The 16,018-nt window shown below is 68.8% G+C and carries 30 protein-coding genes and 1 pseudogene; 1 reads left to right on the plus strand and 30 read right to left on the minus strand.

The genetic code is table 11. From position 1 onward, the window contains the following. Nucleotides 1-2: 2 nt before the first annotated feature. The 28 genes and pseudogenes from rpsD to rplC form a co-directional block, all read right to left on the minus strand. A complete protein-coding gene (rpsD, locus tag AB1673_02575) occupies nt 3-626 on the minus strand; it encodes a 30S ribosomal protein S4 (protein MEW6152862.1) in 624 nt (207 codons plus the stop codon). A 3-nt stretch (nt 627-629) separates the two neighbouring features. After that, nucleotides 630-1,028, minus strand: coding sequence for a 30S ribosomal protein S11 (gene rpsK, locus AB1673_02580; GenBank protein ID MEW6152863.1), 399 nt, complete (start codon nt 1,026-1,028; stop codon nt 630-632). Between the two features lie 56 nt (nt 1,029-1,084). Further along, nucleotides 1,085-1,462: a 30S ribosomal protein S13 gene (rpsM, locus tag AB1673_02585; protein ID MEW6152864.1), complete on the minus strand. Its 378-nt coding sequence runs from the start codon at nt 1,460-1,462 to the stop codon at nt 1,085-1,087. 8 nt (nt 1,463-1,470) lie between these two features. Beyond that, nucleotides 1,471-1,584, minus strand: a complete 114-nt coding sequence (rpmJ, locus tag AB1673_02590; GenBank protein MEW6152865.1) for a 50S ribosomal protein L36 — start codon at nt 1,582-1,584, stop codon at nt 1,471-1,473. Nucleotides 1,585-1,604: 20 nt separating this feature from the next. Continuing rightward, the gene (gene infA / locus AB1673_02595) at nt 1,605-1,829 is read right to left on the minus strand and encodes a translation initiation factor IF-1 (GenBank protein MEW6152866.1); all 225 of its coding nucleotides are present in this window, start codon (nt 1,827-1,829) and stop codon (nt 1,605-1,607) included. Between the two features lie 80 nt (nt 1,830-1,909). Continuing rightward, nucleotides 1,910-2,653, minus strand: coding sequence for a type I methionyl aminopeptidase (map, locus tag AB1673_02600; protein MEW6152867.1), 744 nt, complete (start codon nt 2,651-2,653; stop codon nt 1,910-1,912). A gap of 59 nt (nt 2,654-2,712) precedes the next feature. Further along, nucleotides 2,713-3,372, minus strand: coding sequence for an adenylate kinase (locus AB1673_02605; protein ID MEW6152868.1), 660 nt, complete (start codon nt 3,370-3,372; stop codon nt 2,713-2,715). 119 nt (nt 3,373-3,491) lie between these two features. Next, nucleotides 3,492-4,784, minus strand: coding sequence for a preprotein translocase subunit SecY (secY, locus tag AB1673_02610; GenBank protein ID MEW6152869.1), 1,293 nt, complete (start codon nt 4,782-4,784; stop codon nt 3,492-3,494). 18 nt (nt 4,785-4,802) lie between these two features. Next, nucleotides 4,803-5,291, minus strand: a complete 489-nt coding sequence (gene rplO, locus AB1673_02615) for a 50S ribosomal protein L15 (GenBank protein MEW6152870.1) — start codon at nt 5,289-5,291, stop codon at nt 4,803-4,805. Continuing rightward, nucleotides 5,288-5,470 (minus strand): 50S ribosomal protein L30, encoded by a 183-nt coding sequence (gene rpmD / locus AB1673_02620; protein ID MEW6152871.1) that lies wholly within the window; start codon nt 5,468-5,470, stop codon nt 5,288-5,290. Before rpmD ends, rplO begins: the two co-directional genes overlap by 4 nt. Next, the gene (gene rpsE / locus AB1673_02625) at nt 5,470-6,018 is read right to left on the minus strand and encodes a 30S ribosomal protein S5 (protein ID MEW6152872.1); all 549 of its coding nucleotides are present in this window, start codon (nt 6,016-6,018) and stop codon (nt 5,470-5,472) included. Before rpsE ends, rpmD begins: the two co-directional genes overlap by 1 nt. Before the next feature lie 9 nt (nt 6,019-6,027). Continuing rightward, a complete protein-coding gene (gene rplR / locus AB1673_02630) occupies nt 6,028-6,393 on the minus strand; it encodes a 50S ribosomal protein L18 (protein ID MEW6152873.1) in 366 nt (121 codons plus the stop codon). A 55-nt stretch (nt 6,394-6,448) separates the two neighbouring features. Further along, nucleotides 6,449-6,988 carry a 50S ribosomal protein L6 gene (gene rplF, locus AB1673_02635; protein MEW6152874.1) on the minus strand — a complete coding sequence of 180 codons (540 nt, stop codon included), beginning with the start codon at nt 6,986-6,988 and terminating at the stop codon, nt 6,449-6,451. A gap of 10 nt (nt 6,989-6,998) precedes the next feature. Beyond that, nucleotides 6,999-7,403, minus strand: coding sequence for a 30S ribosomal protein S8 (rpsH, locus tag AB1673_02640; protein ID MEW6152875.1), 405 nt, complete (start codon nt 7,401-7,403; stop codon nt 6,999-7,001). A gap of 16 nt (nt 7,404-7,419) precedes the next feature. Further along, nucleotides 7,420-7,605 (minus strand): type Z 30S ribosomal protein S14, encoded by a 186-nt coding sequence (locus AB1673_02645; GenBank protein ID MEW6152876.1) that lies wholly within the window; start codon nt 7,603-7,605, stop codon nt 7,420-7,422. Further along, nucleotides 7,606-8,262 carry a 50S ribosomal protein L5 gene (gene rplE / locus AB1673_02650; GenBank protein MEW6152877.1) on the minus strand — a complete coding sequence of 219 codons (657 nt, stop codon included), beginning with the start codon at nt 8,260-8,262 and terminating at the stop codon, nt 7,606-7,608. Next, nucleotides 8,262-8,564, minus strand: coding sequence for a 50S ribosomal protein L24 (rplX, locus tag AB1673_02655; GenBank protein MEW6152878.1), 303 nt, complete (start codon nt 8,562-8,564; stop codon nt 8,262-8,264). Before rplX ends, rplE begins: the two co-directional genes overlap by 1 nt. 10 nt (nt 8,565-8,574) lie before the next feature. Beyond that, on the minus strand, nt 8,575-8,943 hold the full coding sequence (gene rplN / locus AB1673_02660; protein MEW6152879.1) for a 50S ribosomal protein L14: 369 nt from the start codon (nt 8,941-8,943) through the stop codon (nt 8,575-8,577). A gap of 22 nt (nt 8,944-8,965) precedes the next feature. Continuing rightward, nucleotides 8,966-9,241 carry a 30S ribosomal protein S17 gene (rpsQ, locus tag AB1673_02665; protein MEW6152880.1) on the minus strand — a complete coding sequence of 92 codons (276 nt, stop codon included), beginning with the start codon at nt 9,239-9,241 and terminating at the stop codon, nt 8,966-8,968. Beyond that, complete coding sequence (gene rpmC, locus AB1673_02670) at nt 9,234-9,464, minus strand: 50S ribosomal protein L29 (GenBank protein MEW6152881.1); 231 nt, start codon at nt 9,462-9,464, stop codon at nt 9,234-9,236. Before rpmC ends, rpsQ begins: the two co-directional genes overlap by 8 nt. Continuing rightward, on the minus strand, nt 9,464-9,880 hold the full coding sequence (rplP, locus tag AB1673_02675) for a 50S ribosomal protein L16 (GenBank protein MEW6152882.1): 417 nt from the start codon (nt 9,878-9,880) through the stop codon (nt 9,464-9,466). Before rplP ends, rpmC begins: the two co-directional genes overlap by 1 nt. A gap of 334 nt (nt 9,881-10,214) precedes the next feature. Then, a pseudogene (gene rpsC / locus AB1673_02680) lies at nt 10,215-10,832 on the minus strand (30S ribosomal protein S3). A 3-nt stretch (nt 10,833-10,835) separates the two neighbouring features. After that, nucleotides 10,836-11,612, minus strand: coding sequence for a 50S ribosomal protein L22 (rplV, locus tag AB1673_02685; protein MEW6152883.1), 777 nt, complete (start codon nt 11,610-11,612; stop codon nt 10,836-10,838). Nucleotides 11,613-11,614: 2 nt separating this feature from the next. Then, entirely contained in the window at nt 11,615-11,893 is a 279-nt protein-coding gene (rpsS, locus tag AB1673_02690; protein MEW6152884.1) for a 30S ribosomal protein S19, read from the minus strand. 10 nt (nt 11,894-11,903) lie between these two features. Continuing rightward, on the minus strand, nt 11,904-12,740 hold the full coding sequence (rplB, locus tag AB1673_02695; protein MEW6152885.1) for a 50S ribosomal protein L2: 837 nt from the start codon (nt 12,738-12,740) through the stop codon (nt 11,904-11,906). A 13-nt stretch (nt 12,741-12,753) separates the two neighbouring features. Next, nucleotides 12,754-13,044: a 50S ribosomal protein L23 gene (rplW, locus tag AB1673_02700; GenBank protein MEW6152886.1), complete on the minus strand. Its 291-nt coding sequence runs from the start codon at nt 13,042-13,044 to the stop codon at nt 12,754-12,756. Next, nucleotides 13,041-13,736, minus strand: a complete 696-nt coding sequence (gene rplD, locus AB1673_02705) for a 50S ribosomal protein L4 (protein MEW6152887.1) — start codon at nt 13,734-13,736, stop codon at nt 13,041-13,043. The genes rplW and rplD overlap by 4 nt, the downstream gene beginning before the upstream one ends. After that, entirely contained in the window at nt 13,736-14,395 is a 660-nt protein-coding gene (rplC, locus tag AB1673_02710; protein ID MEW6152888.1) for a 50S ribosomal protein L3, read from the minus strand. Before rplC ends, rplD begins: the two co-directional genes overlap by 1 nt. Before the next feature lie 206 nt (nt 14,396-14,601). Here rplC and AB1673_02715 point away from each other — a divergent pair, with 206 nt between their 5' ends. Next, nucleotides 14,602-15,294 (plus strand): 2-phosphosulfolactate phosphatase, encoded by a 693-nt coding sequence (locus AB1673_02715; GenBank protein ID MEW6152889.1) that lies wholly within the window; start codon nt 14,602-14,604, stop codon nt 15,292-15,294. Between the two features lie 21 nt (nt 15,295-15,315). Here AB1673_02715 and AB1673_02720 read toward each other — a convergent pair whose 3' ends face one another. Both AB1673_02720 and rpsJ read right to left on the minus strand, forming a co-directional pair. After that, nucleotides 15,316-15,678, minus strand: coding sequence for a non-heme iron oxygenase ferredoxin subunit (locus AB1673_02720; GenBank protein MEW6152890.1), 363 nt, complete (start codon nt 15,676-15,678; stop codon nt 15,316-15,318). A 23-nt stretch (nt 15,679-15,701) separates the two neighbouring features. Continuing rightward, complete coding sequence (rpsJ, locus tag AB1673_02725; GenBank protein MEW6152891.1) at nt 15,702-16,016, minus strand: 30S ribosomal protein S10; 315 nt, start codon at nt 16,014-16,016, stop codon at nt 15,702-15,704. Nucleotides 16,017-16,018: the final 2 nt, after the last annotated feature.

Consider the following 16,018-nt stretch of genomic DNA (forward strand, 5'->3'; position numbering starts at 1 on the left):
GGCTACTTGGAGTAGAGCTCGACGATGAGCGACTCGCGCACGGGCACGTCGATGTGCTCGCGCAGCGGCAGGTCGCGCACCGTCACGGAGAACCGGTCGGGGCCGGCCTCCAGCCACGGGGGGATGGCCCGGTCGATGGTGTCGAGGTTGTGGCGCAGCACGATCAGCGTGCGGGACTTCTCCCTGACCTCGACCACGTCGCCCCGGCGTACATGGAAGCTGGGGATCGTGACCCGGCGACCGTTGACATTGACGTGACCGTGGCGCACCCACTGGCGAGCCTGGGAACGGCTCGAACCCCACCCGGCCCGGAACGCCACGTTGTCGAGGCGGGTCTCGAGCATGCGTAGCAGGTTCTCACCGGTGATGCCGGGCTGGCGGTTGGCCTCGGCGTACATGTTGCGGAACTGCTTCTCGAGCACCCCGTAGATGCGGCGGGCCTTTTGCTTCTCCCTGAGCTGGAGCAGGTACTCCGACTCCCGGATCCGCCCCCGGCCGTGCTCGCCGGGGGGATAGGGCCGGCGCTCGATCGGGCACTTCATCGAGTCGCACTTGGGGCCCTTGAGGAACAGCTTCATCTTCTCCCGCCGGCACAGCCGGCAGACAGGACCGGTGTAACGCGCCATGGCTCAGACCCTCCGCCGCTTGGGAGGGCGGCACCCGTTGTGGGGGATGGGTGTCAGGTCCTTGATGCCGGCGACCTCGATACCGGCCGTCTGGATGGAACGGATGGCGGTCTCGCGCCCCGAACCGGGGCCCTTCACCAGCACCTCGACCCGGCGGACACCGTGTTCCATGGCCCGCTTGGCGCACGCCTCGGCCGCCAGCTGGGCGGCGAAGGGCGTGGACTTGCGGGAGCCCTTGAAACCGACGTTGCCGGCCGAGGCCCACGCCAGCACGTTGCCCTCGGGGTCGGAGATCGAGATGATCGTGTTGTTGAACGAGCTCTTGATGTGGGCCACGCCGAACGTGACGTTCTTGCGCTCTTTGCGCCTCGGGCGACGACCACCCGGCTTCGGCTTAGCCACGGGTGCTTCCTACGGGTCTCAACGGACGACGACCTCCAGGTCAATACGGGCAACCATCAGTGCTTACGCACCTTCTTCTTGCCGGCGACGGTCTTCTTGGGGCCCTTGCGGGTACGGGCGTTGGTGTGCGTCCGCTGGCCGCGGACGGGCAGGCCCCGCCGGTGACGGATGCCCTGGTAACACTGGATCTCGATCTTGCGCTTGATGTCCTGGGCGACGTCACGGCGCAGGTCACCTTCGACCTTGAGGCCGTCGATGTGCGCCCTCAGGCGGGCAACCTCCTCGTCGGTCAGGTCGCGTACCCGGGTCGAGGCGTCGATCTCGGTTGCCGCGCACACCTGGGAGGCGGTCGTGCGGCCGATCCCGAAGATGTAGGTCAGGGAGATCTCCAGCCGCTTCTCGCGGGGGATGTCTACGCCGGCGATACGAGCCATCTAGCTCCTCACCCCTGCCGCTGCTTGTGGCGAGGGTTGGGGCAGATGACCATCACGTTGCCGTGGCGACGGATGACTTTGCACTTCTCGCAGATCTTCTTCACGCTCGGCTTTACTTTCACGAGTCTTGGGCCTTCGATCTCTACTTGTACCGGTAAGTGATGCGACCCCGGCTGAGGTCGTAGGGAGTCAGTTCCACCTGCACCCGGTCACCCGGCAGGATCCGGATGTAGTGCATCCGCATCTTGCCGGAGATGTGCGCCAGCACCTTGTGCTTGTTCTCGAGCTCGACACGGAACATGGCGTTGGGCAGCGTCTCGACGACCGTCCCTTCCATGACGATCGTGTCTTCTTTGGGCTTGGGCAGGTGGACCTCCTGGAACGGACTACAGCCGCGCGGCGCGCGCCCGCAGGCGCGCGAGATGGCGCAGAGTCTCCCAGGATAGCTCAGTCCAGGACGGTCAGCACCTCCGGCCCGTTGTCGGTCACCGCGATGGTGTCCTCGAAGTGGGCCGACAGGCTGCCGTCGGCCGTCACCACCGTCCACCCGTCGTCGTACATCATGGTCTCGGCGCTACCCATGTTGACCATGGGCTCCACGGCCAGCACGTGGCCCACCTTGAGCTTGATCCCTCGGCCGGGCTCGCCGTAGTTGGGCACCTTGGGCTCCTCGTGCAGGGCCGTGCCGATGCCGTGGCCCACGTACTCCCGCACGACCGAGTAACCGGCCCCCTCGGCCACCGACTGCACGGCGTGGCCGATGTTCGACAGGCGGCTCCCGTCGTGCACGTGCTTGACGGCCGCCTCCAGGCTGAGCCGGGTGGTGTCGAGCAGGCGCAGGACCTCGTCGTCGACCTCACCGACGGGGAACGTGCGGGCCGCGTCGGCGTGGTAGCCCTCGATGATGGCCCCGCAGTCGATCGAGAGGATGTCGCCTTCCTTCAGGCGGTACGTGCCAGGGATGCCGTGGACGATCACGTCGTTGGGCGAGGTGCAGATCACGCCCGGGAACCCGTGGTAGTTGAGGAAGTTCGACCGGGCGTGACGTCGCTCGATGACCTCTCGGGCCAGGAGGTCGAGGTCGCGAGTCGTCATGCCTGGCTTGGCTGCCCGCTGGCAGGTGTCGAGCATCTCGGCCACGACCCGGCCCGCCCTGCGCATCTTGGCCACTTCTTCTTTGTTCTTTCGCACCTACTCCCCCATCGGGACGCGCCCGGTCGTGGTCATCTCCGTCTCCATTCTCGCACTGGTCAGCGGCCTCGTAGACGCCCGTCGATGCCCCGCAGCAAACGGGCGGTCACGGCGTCGGCCTCGCCCGTGCCGTCGACCGCCACCAGCTTGTCCTGGGACAGGTAGTAGGCGACCAGAGGTTCGGTCTGGGAGTTGTAGAGGTCGAGCCGGCGCTTGATGGCCGCCTCGGTGTCGTCGTCGCGCTGGACGACCCGGCCCCCGCACAGGTCGCACGTCCCCTCCTGCTTGGGGAGGTTGTCGACCCCGTAGGGCGCGCCGCACGACAGGCACACCCGGCGGCTGGCGATGCGCCGCAGGACCATCTCGGTGGGCACGTCGAGCTCGACGACCAGATCGACGGCGTCGTGGCCCATCTCGTCGTCGAGGGCCCGAGCCTGCTCGGCGTTGCGGGGAAAGCCGTCGAGGATGAAACCGCCCCGGGTGTCATCGCGGCAGAGCCGCTCCTCGACGATCCCGATCACCACGTCGTCGGGCACGAGCTCGCCGGCGTCCATGTACTTGCGGGCCGTGAGGCCTGCGTCAGTGCCCTCCTCGATGGCCGCCCGGAACATGTCGCCCGTCGAGATCCGGGGGATCCCGTAGTGCTCAGCCAGCCTCAGGGCCTGCGTGCCCTTACCCGCGCCCTGCTTGCCCAGGATCACGAGCCGCGGGCCACCCATCTCAGGCGCACCCGGTTGGGGCGGCCCGGACAGTGCGGGCGCGCTGGTCGGGGGCCTCAGCCACTGGTCCCACCGGACACCGCCACGACGTCCTCAATCCTCCGGTCGTACCAGCACCGTCAGGTGAGGAAACCTTCGTAGTTGCGCATCATGAGCTGGCTGTCGATCTGCTTCATCGTCTCCAGGGCCACGCCCACGGCGATGAGGATCGTGGTGCCGCCGAAGGGGAAGCTCTGGATGCCGTAGATGGCCAGGGCGATCTGGGGCACGAGGGCGATCGAGGCCAGGAACAGCGACCCCGGCAGGGTGATCCGGTTGAGGATCTGGGCCAGGTAGCGCTCAGTCGGGGGGCCGGGCCGGATGCCGGGGATGAAGCCGCCCTGCTTGCGGATGATGTCGGCCTGCTGCTGGGGGTTGAACGTGATGGCTGTGTAGAAGTAGGTGAAGAAGATGATCAGCAGACCGTAGATCGTGATGTAGAAGATGTTGTCCGGCTGGACCAGGTTGTTGTTGATGAAGTTGACGACGCTGCGCCACTGCACGACGTTGGACAGCAGCACCGGGAAGTAGAGCACCGAGCTGGCGAAGATGATGGGGATGATCCCCGCCTGGTTGACCTTGAGCGGGATGTAAGTGCTCTGGCCCCCGTACATCCGGCGGCCTACCACCCGTTTGGCGAACTGCACGGGGATGCGGCGCTGGCCCTGCTCCACGAACACGATGGCGGCGATCATGAGCAACCCGCCGATGAGCACCGCCGCGAAGATCACGTTGCCACCCTCGGCCCTGACGTTGCCTATCTGGGCTGGCAGGCGGCTGACCACGTTGGCGAAGATCAGGATCGACATACCGTTGCCGATGCCCCGCTGGGTCACCAGCTCGCCCATCCACATGACGATGGCCGTCCCGGCGGTGATCGTGAGGACGATCAGGGCCACGTGGGGGACGTCGAAGTTGGTGACCAGCCGCAGGTTGGTGGACCCGCCGTCACCCAGGAGGCCGTTGTTGAACTGGTAGGTGATGCCGGTGGCCTGCAGGACGGCCAGCCCGATGGTCATGTAACGAGTCCACTGGGTGATCTTCTTCTGCCCGACCGCGCCCTGTTTCTGCCACTGCTCGATGCGGGGGATGACCACCGCCAGCAGCTGCATGATGATCGAGCTGGTGATGTAAGGCATGATCCCGAGGGCGAAGACCGCCATCTGGGTCAGCGCGCCACCCGAGAACAGGTTGAGGAAGCCCAACACGCCGCCCCGCTCGGCCTGGCGCTGCAGGTCCTGGACGGCGTTGAAGTCGATCCCCGGCACCGTGATGTTCGACCCCAGCCGGTAGAGGCCGATGATCAGCAGGGTGAACAGGACCTTGTTGCGAAGGTCGGGGATCTTGAAAATGTTCCTCAGGCTGCCGAACATCGACGGGGAGAACCCTTCCTAACGGTTGGTCAGCGCACTGCCCTTGGCCGGCGGGCGACCGCTGCCGTAGGGCGACGGCAGGATCTCAACGCTACCGCCCGCGGCCTTGATGGCGGCCTCGGCCGACTTCGAGAAGGCGTGAGCGGTGACGTTGAGGGCCCGGGTGAGCTCCCCCCGGCCCAGCACCTTGACGAGGCCGTGCTTGTGCACCAACCCCCGCTGGCGAAGGTTGTCAGGGGTGACGTCGTCGCCGTCGAACGCCTCGAGGGTGTCGAGGTTGACGACGGCGTACTCGACCCGGAAGGGGTTCTTGAAGCCCTTCAGCTTGGGGATCCGCCGGTTCAGCGGCATCTGGCCGCCCTCGAAACCGGGCTTGATGTTGTGGCGAGCCCCCTGGCCCTTGGTGCCCCGGCCGGCCGTCTTGCCGCCCTTGCCGGCGATGCCGCGCCCGACGCGGCGGCGGTCGCGGGTGGACCCGGGGGCGGGCTTGAGGTCGTGGACCTTCATGACTGCTCCTCGACTTTGACCAGGTGCGTGACCCGGGCCACCATGCCGCGGATCTCGGGCCGGTCAGGTAGGACGTTGGACTTGCCGATGCGGCCCAGCCCGAGGGCCTTGAGCGTGCCCCGGTGCTTGGGCTTGGTGCCGATCGACGAGCGCACCTGGGACACCTTGATCTGGCCCATCACGCCACCTCGACGGGGGTGTGGGGACCGCGCTTGGTCTCCCGGTAGGCCCGCAGCAGACCGCCCGGGGTCACTTCCTCGGGCGACTTGCCCCGCATGCGCGCGACCTCGTCGGGACGCTTGAGGCTGCGCAGGCCCGAGATGGTGGCGTGGGCCACGTTGATGGCGTTGGACGAACCCAGCGACTTGGCCAGGATGTCGTGGATGCCGGCCGCCTCCAAGATGGCCCGGGCCGCACCGCCGGCGATCACGCCCGTCCCCGGAGCAGCCGGCTTGAGCAGCACGCGGCCGGCCCCGCTGGCCCCCAGGATGGGGTGGGTGATCGTCGAGCCCGCGAGGGCCACGTCGAACAGGTTCTTGCGAGCCTCCTCGATGCCCTTCTGGATGGCGGCGGGCACCTCCTTGGCCTTGCCGTAGCCGAGGCCGACGCGGCCGCTGCCGTCACCGACGACCACCAGCGCGGTGAACGAGAAGCGCCGGCCACCCTTGACTACCTTGGCCACCCGGTTGATGTCGATTACCCGTTCTTCGTACTGGCTCTCAGCCATGAAGGCTCCCTAGAACTCGAGGCCGGCTTGGCGCGCGGCGTCAGCCACGGCCGCGACCCGCCCGTGGTAGATGTTGCCGCCCCTGTCGAAGACGACCTTGGTCACTCCGGCGGCCTTGGCCCGCTCGCCCACGAGCCTGCCCACGCTGGCGGCCGCGTCCTTGTTGCCGGTCGGCCCGCCCCGGAGGTCTGCCTCGACCGTGCTGGCCGCCGCCAGCGTGCGACCGGCCACGTCGTCGATGACCTGGGCGGTGATGTGCTTGTTGGAGCGGAAGACGGCCAGGCGAGGCCTCTCGGCCGTGCCCCGCACCGACTTGCGCACCCGGCGGTGGCGCCGGGCCCGGGCTTGCTGCTTCTGCTTGGTGGAGACGGTCATCGCACCCCCTCCTCGGGGTTCTTGGCGCTCTGGCCAGCCGAGATCGCAGGGCGGTTCACTTGGCCGCCTTTCCAGCCTTGCGGCGCACGACCTCGCCGGCGTAGCGCACGCCCTTGCCCTTGTAGGGCTCGGGCTTGCGCAGCTTGCGGATGTTGGCCGCGACCTGGCCGACGGCCTCCTTGTCGTTGCCCTTGACCACCACGCGGGTGGGCGCGGGCACCTCGAAGGTGACCCCCTCGGGGGCCTCGACCTTGACCGGGTGGCTGAACCCGAGGGCCAGCTCGAGCGTGGTGGGCCCGGCCGCGGCGGCACGGTAGCCGACGCCCACGATCTCCAGTTCCTTCTGGAAGCCCTGGGTGACGCCCACGACCATGTTGTTGACCAGGGTGCGCGTGAGGCCGTGCAGGGCCCGGTGCTGGCGCTCGTCGTCAGGCCGCTCGACCTGGAGGATGCCGTCCTCCTGGCGGACGGTGATGTCGGGCGGCAGGCGGCGGGCCAGCGTGCCGCGCGGGCCCGTGACCGTGACGCTGCTGCCCTCCAAGGCAACTGTCACGCCCGTGGGAACGGGGATGGGGGATCGGCCGATGCGGGACATTTCCTCTACCTCACCACACGTAACAGAGCACTTCGCCGCCGACCCGCTTGGCGCGGGCCTCGCGGTCGGTCATGAGACCCTGGCTCGTGGACAGGACGGCCACTCCCAGGCCGCCGAGGACCCGGGGCAGCCGGTCGGCCTTGGTGTAGACGCGCAGGCCTGGCTTGGAGACCCGGCGCAGGCCGGTGATGGTCGGGACCCGCTCGGGCGTGTACTTGAGGGTGACCTCAAGTACCCGGCCGGGCCGGGTGGCGTCGTCGCTCAGACGGAAGTCGGCGATGTAGCCCTCACGGCGCAGGATGGCAGCCAGGGCCTCTTTGAGCTTGGACGAGGGCATACGCACAACGTCCTGGGCGGCCACGCTTCCGTTACGGATGCGGGTCAGCATGTCCGCTATCGGGTCGGTCATCGTCATGTGGCAGCGCCTCCCCTCACCAGCTCGACTTCGTGACGCCCGGCACTTCGCCGGCGTGGGCCAGTTCCCTCAAGCAGATCCGGCACAGCCCGAAGGAGCGGAACACCGCCCGCGAGCGCCCGCACTTACGGCACCGGGTATAGGCCCGCACCTTGAACCTCGGCTTGCGGGACTGCTTGATTATCAGGGACTTCTTGGCCATTTAGATGGAACCTTCCCGGCGGAACGGAAAGCCGAAGGCGTCGAGCAGGGCCCGCCCTTCGGCGTTGTTGCGCGCCGTCGTCACGATGGTGATGTCCATACCCCGGGGGGCGTCGACCTTGTCGTAGTCGATCTCAGGGAAAATGAGCTGCTCATTGACCCCGAAGGTGTAGTTGCCCCGCCCGTCGAACGAGTTGGGCGGCAGGCCCCGGAAGTCGCGGATGCGGGGGATCGTGACGCTGATGAGGCGGTCGAAGAACTCCCACATCCGGTCGCCCCGCAGTGTGACCATGGCGCCGATGGCGTTGCCTTCGCGCAGCTTGAAAGCGGCGATCGAGCGCCGGGCCTTGGTCACCTGAGGCTTCTGGCCGGCGATCAGCGAGAGGTCGTTCACCGCGCCTTCGAGCAGCGACGCCTGCTGGGTGGCCCGGCCGACGCCCATGTTGATCACGATCTTCTCGAGGCCGGGGACTTCCATGATGTTGCCGAGGCCCAACGACTCCTTGAGCTTCTGGCGTACCTCGGACTGGTAACGCAGCTTGAGGCGGGGCCGCTCCCGGGGGCCCAGCGGCTCCCGCGGCTCGGCTGGCCTCTTCTCGCCACCCCCCTGGCGGCCCTGGCCCCCCTGGCGGCCCTGTTCCTTCGTCTTCGTAGCCATTACAGGTCGCTCTTGCACTTCTTGCAGATGCGGATCTTGTTGTCCCCATCGAAGCGGTAGCCAATGCGGGTAGGCCCGCAGGCGGAACAGATGATGGCCAGGTTGGACGCCGGCATGGGCATGTCCTTGTCGATGATCCCGGCCTGCATCGTGGCCCGGAGCGCCTTCTGGTGCTTCTTGGCCACGTTGACACCCTCGACGATCACCCGGCCCTCCTTGGGCAGGACGCGCATGATCTCGCCCTCGTCGCCACGGTCTTTGCCGCTGAGGACGCGAACCCGGTCACCCTTTTTCAGTTTCATCGCACAGCCCTCACAGAACCTCGGGTGCAAGCGAGATGATCCGCATGAACTTCTTGTCGCGCAGCTCACGCCCGACCGGCCCGAAGATGCGGGTGCCCCGGGGCTGGAGGGCGTCGTTGATGAGCACGGCGGCGTTCTCGTCGAACCGGATGTAGGACCCGTCGGGACGACGGTTCTCCTTCTTCGTTCGTACTACGACGCACTTGACCACGTCACCCTTTTTCACGGCGGCGCCAGGGATGGCGTCTTTGACGGTGCCCACGATGATGTCGCCGATCGAGGCGTAACGCCGCTTGGAGCCCCCGAGCACCTTGATGCACAGGACCTCCTTGGCGCCCGAGTTGTCGGCGACCCGCAGGCGGGTCTCCTGCTGGATCACGGCGTCGTCCCCTTCGCGAAGCTCATCGTGCCCTCTCGATCACGTCGACGACCCGCCAGCGCTTCAGCTTCGACAGGGGGCGGGTCTCCATGACCCGGACCCGGTCACCCACGTTGAGGTCGTTGGCCTCGTCGTGGGCATGCAGGCGCTTGGTGCGCTGCACGGTCTTGTCGTAGCGACGGTGGCGCACGCGCTCGACGATGGCGACGACCGCCGTCTTGTCGCCAGCGGTGGACACGACCAGGCCCTCACGGACCTTGCGGCGGTTGGGACGCGCAGCTGCAGCTTCCTCAGCCACGGTTCTCGCTTTCCGCGGCCTCGGCCGCTTCGATCTCGCGCTCGCGCAACAGGGTGTTGAGGCGGGCGACGGTGCGCCGCACCTGCCCGATGCGGGCATAGTTGTCGAGCTGGCCGGTGACGTGCTGGAAGCGCAGGTTGAACAGCTCCTGCTGGGCCTCGGCCAGACGGGTGTAAAGGTCGTCGGGCGCCAGCTCGCGCAGCTCCTGGGATGCCTTGGCCATCACACCTCCTCGGATCGGACGACGAACTTGGCCTTGATGGGCAGCTTCTGGATGGCCCGCTCCATGGCCTCGCGGGCCAGGCTCTCGGACACGCCCGCCAGCTCGAACATGACGCGGCCCGGCTTGACGACGGCCACCCAGTGCTCGGGGTTGCCCTTGCCCGAACCCATCCGGGTCTCGGCCGGCTTCTGGGTCACGGGCTTGTGGGGGAAGATGTTGATCCACACCTTGCCACCACGCTTGATGTGGCGGGTCATGGCGATACGGGCAGCCTCGATCTGGCGGGCGGTGATCCAGCCCGGCTCGAGAGCCTGGATGCCGAAGTCCCCGTGACTGATGGTGGTCCCGCCCTTGGCGTTGCCCTCCATCCGCCCGCGGTGCTGCTTGCGGTGCTTGACGCGGCGGGGCATCAGCATGGCTGGGCCCTCCCGCTCCGGTGGTCAGCGGATGTAGTCATTCGTCACCCGTGCGGAAGTGAGGAGTCTCGTGGGGTTGGCGGGTACGGCGCTCGATCTCTTCTTCCTCGGCCAGCAGGCGCTCCAGCTCGGGGTCGGCCTCCTTGACCACCGGCCCGGTGTCGACCGGCGCCTCTTCGGGAGCGGGCGGCGTCCCTTCCTCGCCCTCGGGCCGGCGCCGACCGCCGCCGGCGGAGATGATTCGCCGGGGGCGAGCAGGGCCGGACGTCTCGCCCACCGCCATCCCAGCCTCACGGGAGATCTTGTCCTCGGCCGAGGTGCGGTACGGAAGGATGTCGCCCTTGTAGATCCACACCTTGACGCCAATGCGGCCGAATGTGGTGCGGGCTTCGCGGAAGCCGTAGTCGATGTCGGACCGCAGCGTGTGCAAGGGCACCCTTCCCTCGCGGTACCACTCGCTGCGGGCCATCTCCGACCCGCCGAGGCGGCCCGAGCACTGCACCCGGATGCCCAGGGCACCCGCCTTCTGGGCCGTCTGAACGGCCCGCTTCATGGCCCGCCGGAAGCTCACCCGGCCGGCGAGCTGGTCGGCCACGCCTTGGGCGATGAGGGCGGCGTCGAGCTCGGGCTGGCGGATCTCCTGGATGTTGAGCTGGATCTTGACGTTGTTGGTCAGCTTGGCCAGGTCGGCCCGCAGGCGGTCGGCCTCCGCTCCCCGCCGGCCGATGACGATGCCCGGCCGGGCGGTGTGCACGTCGACCCGCAGGCGGTCGCGGGTGCGCTCGATCTCGATCCGGCTGATGGCCGCGTGCGGGAGTTGCCGCATCAGGTAGTCACGGATCTTCCAGTCCTCGATGAGGTAGTCCGTGTACTCCCGGTCGCTGAACCACCGCGACTTCCAGTCGGTGGTGACTCCCAGGCGGAAGCCGTAGGGGTTGACTTTCTGGCCCATGCGCTACTCGGCTCTCTTGTCGTCGTCGGCCTCGGGCTGGTCTCGGGGACCGGCGGCCTCTTCGTCGCTGGCCACTTCGTCCCTGGCCACTTCGTCGCTGGCCACTTCGTCGCTGGCCACTTCGTCGGTCGGTACGTCGTCGGTAGGAGCGTCATCGTCAGGGACCGCGTCCCGGGGAGGAGCCTCGTCGGACACGGCACCCGGCCCCGGCTCGGCCGGCGTGGGCACGGCGGCCGGCTGGTCGCCGCGGCTGGCGCGTACCCGGGCAGCGCGCTCGGGGGACGGCTTGCTGGCGGTGGCCCGGCGGCGGCGGTCACTGCCAGCCGGGGCCCGGGCCGCCCGCTGCTTGCGAAGCTCGTTCTCGGGCAGGCGGCTGACGATCACGGTCACGTGGCAGGTGCGCTTGCGGATGCGGGTGGCCCGTCCCCGGGCACGGGGCCGCCACCGCTTGAGCGTGGGGCCTTCGTCGGCGTAGCAGGCCGACACGTAGAGCTCTTCGGGGTTGATGGCATCGTTGTGCTCGGCGTTGGCGATGGCCGACTTCAGCACCTTGCCCACCAGGGTGGCGGCATCGCGCTCGCAGAACTGCAGGATCTCCTGGGCCCGCTCGGCGGTCTGGCCCCGGACGAGGTCGAGCACCTCGCGCACCTTGTAGGCCGAGACCCGGGCGTAGCGAGCCGTGGAGCGGGTGCCACTGCCGGGAGCGGCGTCCACCGCCCGGGCGGGCCGGTCCGGACGGCTGCGCAGCACCGGCTGCTGGTTGAGCTTGGGGCCCGTCATGGCTACCTCCGCCCCGACCTCTCCTGGCCGGCGTGGAACCGGAACGTGCGGGTCAGCGCGAACTCGCCCAGCTTGTGGCCCACCATGGCCTCGGTGATGTAGACGGGCACGTGCTTGCGGCCGTCGTGGACGGCGATGGTGTGGCCCACCATGTCGGGGATGATCGTGGAGCGGCGCGACCACGTCTTGATCACGCGCTTCTCGCCCCGGGAGTTGAGGTCGTCGACCTTCTTCAAGAGATGGTCGTCGACGAACGGGCCTTTCTTGACGCTTCGGCTCATCGGCGAGCACCTACCTCCTGGCGCCGCGCGTGCGGCGGCGGCGAACGATCAGACGCTGGGACGGCTTGTTGGTGTCGCGGGTACGGCCCTCGGGCTTGCCCCAAGGCGATACCGGGTGGCGTCCACCCGACGACTTCCCCTCGCCACCGCCCAGCGGGTGGTCGACGGGGTTCATGGCCACACCGCGGGTCTGGGGGCGGACGCCCTTCCAGCGGTTACGGCCGGCCTTGCCCACCGAAACCAGCTCGGCCTCGGCGTTGCCCACCTCCCCGACGGTCGCCCGGCAGTCGATGGGCACGCGGCGCATCTCGGTGCTGGGCAGGCGCAAGGTGGCGAAGTCGCCCTCCTTGGCCACGAGTTGGATGGACGACCCCGCGCCCCGCGCCATCTTGCCCCCGCCGCCGGGCTTGAGCTCGACGTTGTGCACCGTGGTCCCGACGGGGATGTAGCGCAGGGGTAGGGCGTTGCCCGGGCGGATCTCGGCCTTCTGCCCACTCTGGAGGCGGTCGCCCACCTTCACCTTGGCCGGGGCCAGGATGTAGCGCTTCTCGCCGTCGAGATAGTGGAGCAGCGCGATGCGGGCGTTGCGGTTGGGGTCGTACTCGATGGCCGCGACCTTGGCCGGGATGTCGTCCTTTGTGCGCTTGAAGTCGATCACCCGGTACTGGCGCTTGTGGCCGCCACCTTGGTGGCGGGCCGTCTTGCGCCCGTAGCTGTTGCGCCCGCCCGTGTTGGACAGGGGGGCGAGCAGGGCCTTCTCGGGCTCTGTCTTGGTGATCTCGGAGAAGTCGGAGACCGTCTGGAAACGGCGGCCGGCACTGGTGGGCTTGCGCTTGCGAAGGGCCATGGTGCTTATCGCCTCATGTCTCGAACAGGTCGATGCGGCTGCCAGCCGCCAGCGTGACGACGGCCCGCTTGGTGTCGGAGCGCTTGCCGAACGTGGCCTGGCGGCGGTTGCGCTTGCGCTTGCCCTTGCGGTTGAGAGTGTTGACCTTGGTGACCCGCACGTTGAAGATCTCCTCGACGGCGCTGCGGATCTCGATCTTGCTGGCGTCGGGATGGACGACGAACGTGTACACGTTGCGGTCGAGCAGCGAGTAGGACTTCTCGCTCACCACCGGGCGCAACACGATGGAACGGGGATCGTTCACTCCGCCTCCCCGGCGTCGGTGCCGGCCGGAGCGGCGTCGGCCGGCGGCGGGGCGTCGGCCTGGGTGGTGGCGACGCCCGGCAGGGCGGCCCGGGTGAACACCACCCAGTCAGAGCACAGCACGTCGTAGGCGTTGAGCTCGGACGAGACCAGCACGTGTACGTCGGGCAGGTTGGCGAACGACTTGAAGACGTGGGCCCGGTCGACCTCACCGGCGTCCACTACCACCAGGACAGCCCCCTGGCCATCGAGCCCCAGGGCCCGCAGGGCGGACACTGCGTCTTTGGTCTTGGGAGCCCGAAGGCCCCAGGAGTCGACGACCACGACCCGGCCCTGGGAAGCCCGGTCGGAGAGGGCCGAGTGCAGGGCGAGCTGCACCATCTTCTTGGGGGTGCGCTGGCGGTAGCTGCGGGGCTTGGGGCCCAGGGCCACGCCACCGCCTCTCCAGTGCGGCGAGCGCGAGGAACCCTGCCGGGCCCGGCCCGAGCCCTTCTGGCGCCACGGTTTGCGACCCCCACCACGTACCTCGGCCCTGGTCAGCGTGCTCTGGGTGCCGGCCCGGGCAGCCGCCAGCTGGGCGGTCACCACCTGGTGCATGACGGCCACGTTGGGGGTCACCCCGAAGACGGCGTCGTCGAGGCGGACCGTCCCCACCGACGCGCCGGTCGCCGAGCGCACGTCGACGTTCGCCATTAGAGCGCACCTCCGGTGGGCTGGCCGTTCTTGACCGCGTTGCGGATCAGCACCAGCCCGCCCCGCGGGCCGGGGACCGCGCCCTTGATGAGGATGAGGTCGCGGTCTGCGTCGGCCTCGACGATCTCGAGGTTGAGGATGGTCACCTTCTGATGGCCCATCCTCCCGGCCATGCGGGTGCCTTTGAACACCCTCGACGGCGTGGCACACGCCCCGATGGCGCCGGGGGCCCGGTGGACCTTGTGGGCACCGTGGGACGCCCCCAAGCCTTTGAAGTTGTGGCGCTTCATCACCCCTGTGAACCCCTTGCCCCGGCTGACGGCCGTGACGTCGACCCGCTCGCCGGCGGCCAGCACGTCGGCCTTGATCTCCTGGCCGACCGTGTAGGAGGTCGAGTCGTCGAGGCGCAGCTCGACGAGCTTGGGCCCGGGCTCGACGCCCGCGCTGGCGAAGTGACCCAGCTCGGGCTTGTTGAGCCGCGAGGGCTTCACCGAACCGAACGTCACCTGGACGGCGCTGTAGCCGTCGGTGGCAGGCGTCTTGACCTGCACGACCCGGCACGGTGTGACGCGCACAAGCGTGACCGGGATGGCGCGGTTCTGGTCATCCCAGACCTGGGTCATCCCGACCTTCTCACCCACTATTGCCTTGCTAGCCATACCTGTGCCCGAATCTGGAGGATTTCACGCGGACGCTCCGCACAGGCGTGCCTGGCGGAGCGGATGATCGGTTGTGCCTCGGCGTACCGTTGATGCCGGCGACCGAGGACGTCGACTGGACGACGGAGCGTAGCCGCTCCGGAGAAGAGAGTATAGCCCGACGATGCCGGGGGCCGTCCGGGGGCGTCGGGTCTTAGTGTGTCCCGATGCACTTCGAGTGGGGCTGGGCCGGGCTACGTGAGGCCGGCCGCCAGGCCGACGTGGTGGTGGTGGTCGATGTCATGTCGTTCTCGACGACCGTCACGGTGGCCGCCGAGCGAGGCGTGCTCGTGCACCCCCACCGGGCGCACGACCCCTACGCGGCCCGGGTGGCCGAACGGCTGGGGGCAGTGCTGGCCGGGCCCCGGGGTGCGGGCGTGTCGCTGTCGCCCGCCTCGATGACCGGCCTGGAGGCCGGCCGGCGGGTGGTGCTGCCCTCGCCCAACGGTGCTGCCCTGTCGCTGGAGGCGGCCCGCTCGGGGGCCACGGTGGTGGCCGGCTGCCTGCGCAACGCGTCGGCCGTCTCGCAGTTCCTCGCCGGCCACGGCGGTCGGGTGGTCGTGGTGGCCGCCGGCGAGAAGTGGCGCGACGGCCAAGACCGGTTCGCCGTCGAGGACCTGCTCGGTGCCGGTGCGGTCATGTCAGCCATGGCCCCCGATTCGCTCTCGTCCGAGGCCCGGGTGGCCGTCGGGGCCTTCCAGGCGGCGGCTGCCGATCTCGAGCCCCTCCTGCGCTCGTGCACGTCGGGCCGCGAGCTCGTGGCCCGGGGAGCCGACGACGATGTCACCTGGGCGGCCGCCCTTGACAGCTCCCCCGTGGTCCCCGTGCTGCGCGACGGCTCCTTCCGCCCCCTCGCGTGACTTCGGCGGACCTCCCGCCTCTCAGAACTGGAGGAACGCGGGCGGGGGCGGCTCGATGCCCGGCGGGGGTGGGCCCACCCAGACCCGACCGTCCTCGACCTCTACCGGGAACACCGTCGCCCCGACCGACGCCGGCCCGTCGAGGCGCTCGCCCGTCGTGACCCGGAACATGCTCCCGTGCCACGGGCACACCACGACCTCGCCCTTCTGGTAGCCGTCGTCGAGGGGGCCTCCGGCGTGCGGGCAGCGCGACCACAGGGCGTGGACCTCGCCGTCCACCTTGAACAGCGCTATGGGGTAGCCGTGCGCCTGGACGGCCAGTGGCGCGTCGTCAGGGACCTCGTCGACCCCGGCGACATCCCACCATTCCTCTTCGTCGGACACGCCCGCAGCCTACCGGCGCGGGCTCAGGCCTGTTGGATCTTGATCTCGATGTCGACGCCGGCCGGCAGGTCGAGGCGCTGAAGCGAGTCGACGGTCTTGGGGCTGGGCTCCAAGATGTCGAGCAACCGCTTGTGGATCCGCATCTCGAAGTGCTCGCGCGAGTCCTTGTCCTTGTGGGGGGACCGGATCACCGTCCAGCGGTGGGTCTCGGTCGGCAGCGGCACGGGCCCCCGCACCTTGGCCTGAGTGCGTACGACCGTCTCGACGATCTTCTTGGTGGACTGATCGACGATCTCGTGGTCGTACGCCTTCAGCCGGATGCGGATCTTCTGGGCCATGA

This window comes from Actinomycetota bacterium (assembly GCA_040754375.1).
In the GTDB taxonomy this organism is placed as follows: domain Bacteria; phylum Actinomycetota; class Acidimicrobiia; order Acidimicrobiales; family AC-14; genus JBFMCT01.

Coding starts and splice junctions, on each gene's coding strand:
- rpmC (MEW6152881.1), bottom strand. CDS start 9,464: ATGGCCAAGGCATCCCAGGAGCTGCGCGAGCTGGCGCCCGACGACCTT.
- AB1673_02645 (MEW6152876.1), bottom strand. CDS start 7,605: ATGGCCAAGAAGTCCCTGATAATCAAGCAGTCCCGCAAGCCGAGGTTC.
- rpsD (MEW6152862.1), bottom strand. CDS start 626: ATGGCGCGTTACACCGGTCCTGTCTGCCGGCTGTGCCGGCGGGAGAAG.
- rplP (MEW6152882.1), bottom strand. CDS start 9,880: ATGCTGATGCCCCGCCGCGTCAAGCACCGCAAGCAGCACCGCGGGCGG.
- rpsS (MEW6152884.1), bottom strand. CDS start 11,893: ATGAGCCGAAGCGTCAAGAAAGGCCCGTTCGTCGACGACCATCTCTTG.
- rplE (MEW6152877.1), bottom strand. CDS start 8,262: ATGGCTACGAAGACGAAGGAACAGGGCCGCCAGGGGGGCCAGGGCCGC.
- rpsJ (MEW6152891.1), bottom strand. CDS start 16,016: ATGGCCCAGAAGATCCGCATCCGGCTGAAGGCGTACGACCACGAGATC.
- rpmD (MEW6152871.1), bottom strand. CDS start 5,470: ATGGGCCAGATCAAGGTGTCCCAGGTGCGCTCGTCGATCGGCACCAAG.
- rplX (MEW6152878.1), bottom strand. CDS start 8,564: ATGAAACTGAAAAAGGGTGACCGGGTTCGCGTCCTCAGCGGCAAAGAC.
- rplF (MEW6152874.1), bottom strand. CDS start 6,988: ATGTCCCGCATCGGCCGATCCCCCATCCCCGTTCCCACGGGCGTGACA.
- rplO (MEW6152870.1), bottom strand. CDS start 5,291: ATGAAGGTCCACGACCTCAAGCCCGCCCCCGGGTCCACCCGCGACCGC.
- AB1673_02715 (MEW6152889.1), top strand. CDS start 14,602: ATGCACTTCGAGTGGGGCTGGGCCGGGCTACGTGAGGCCGGCCGCCAG.
- secY (MEW6152869.1), bottom strand. CDS start 4,784: ATGTTCGGCAGCCTGAGGAACATTTTCAAGATCCCCGACCTTCGCAAC.
- rplC (MEW6152888.1), bottom strand. CDS start 14,395: ATGGCTAGCAAGGCAATAGTGGGTGAGAAGGTCGGGATGACCCAGGTC.
- rplD (MEW6152887.1), bottom strand. CDS start 13,736: ATGGCGAACGTCGACGTGCGCTCGGCGACCGGCGCGTCGGTGGGGACG.
- AB1673_02605 (MEW6152868.1), bottom strand. CDS start 3,372: ATGGGTGGCCCGCGGCTCGTGATCCTGGGCAAGCAGGGCGCGGGTAAG.
- rpsH (MEW6152875.1), bottom strand. CDS start 7,403: ATGACGATGACCGACCCGATAGCGGACATGCTGACCCGCATCCGTAAC.
- rpsM (MEW6152864.1), bottom strand. CDS start 1,462: ATGGCTCGTATCGCCGGCGTAGACATCCCCCGCGAGAAGCGGCTGGAG.
- rplB (MEW6152885.1), bottom strand. CDS start 12,740: ATGGCCCTTCGCAAGCGCAAGCCCACCAGTGCCGGCCGCCGTTTCCAG.
- rplV (MEW6152883.1), bottom strand. CDS start 11,612: ATGACGGGCCCCAAGCTCAACCAGCAGCCGGTGCTGCGCAGCCGTCCG.
- rpsE (MEW6152872.1), bottom strand. CDS start 6,018: ATGGCTGAGAGCCAGTACGAAGAACGGGTAATCGACATCAACCGGGTG.
- rplR (MEW6152873.1), bottom strand. CDS start 6,393: ATGACCGTCTCCACCAAGCAGAAGCAGCAAGCCCGGGCCCGGCGCCAC.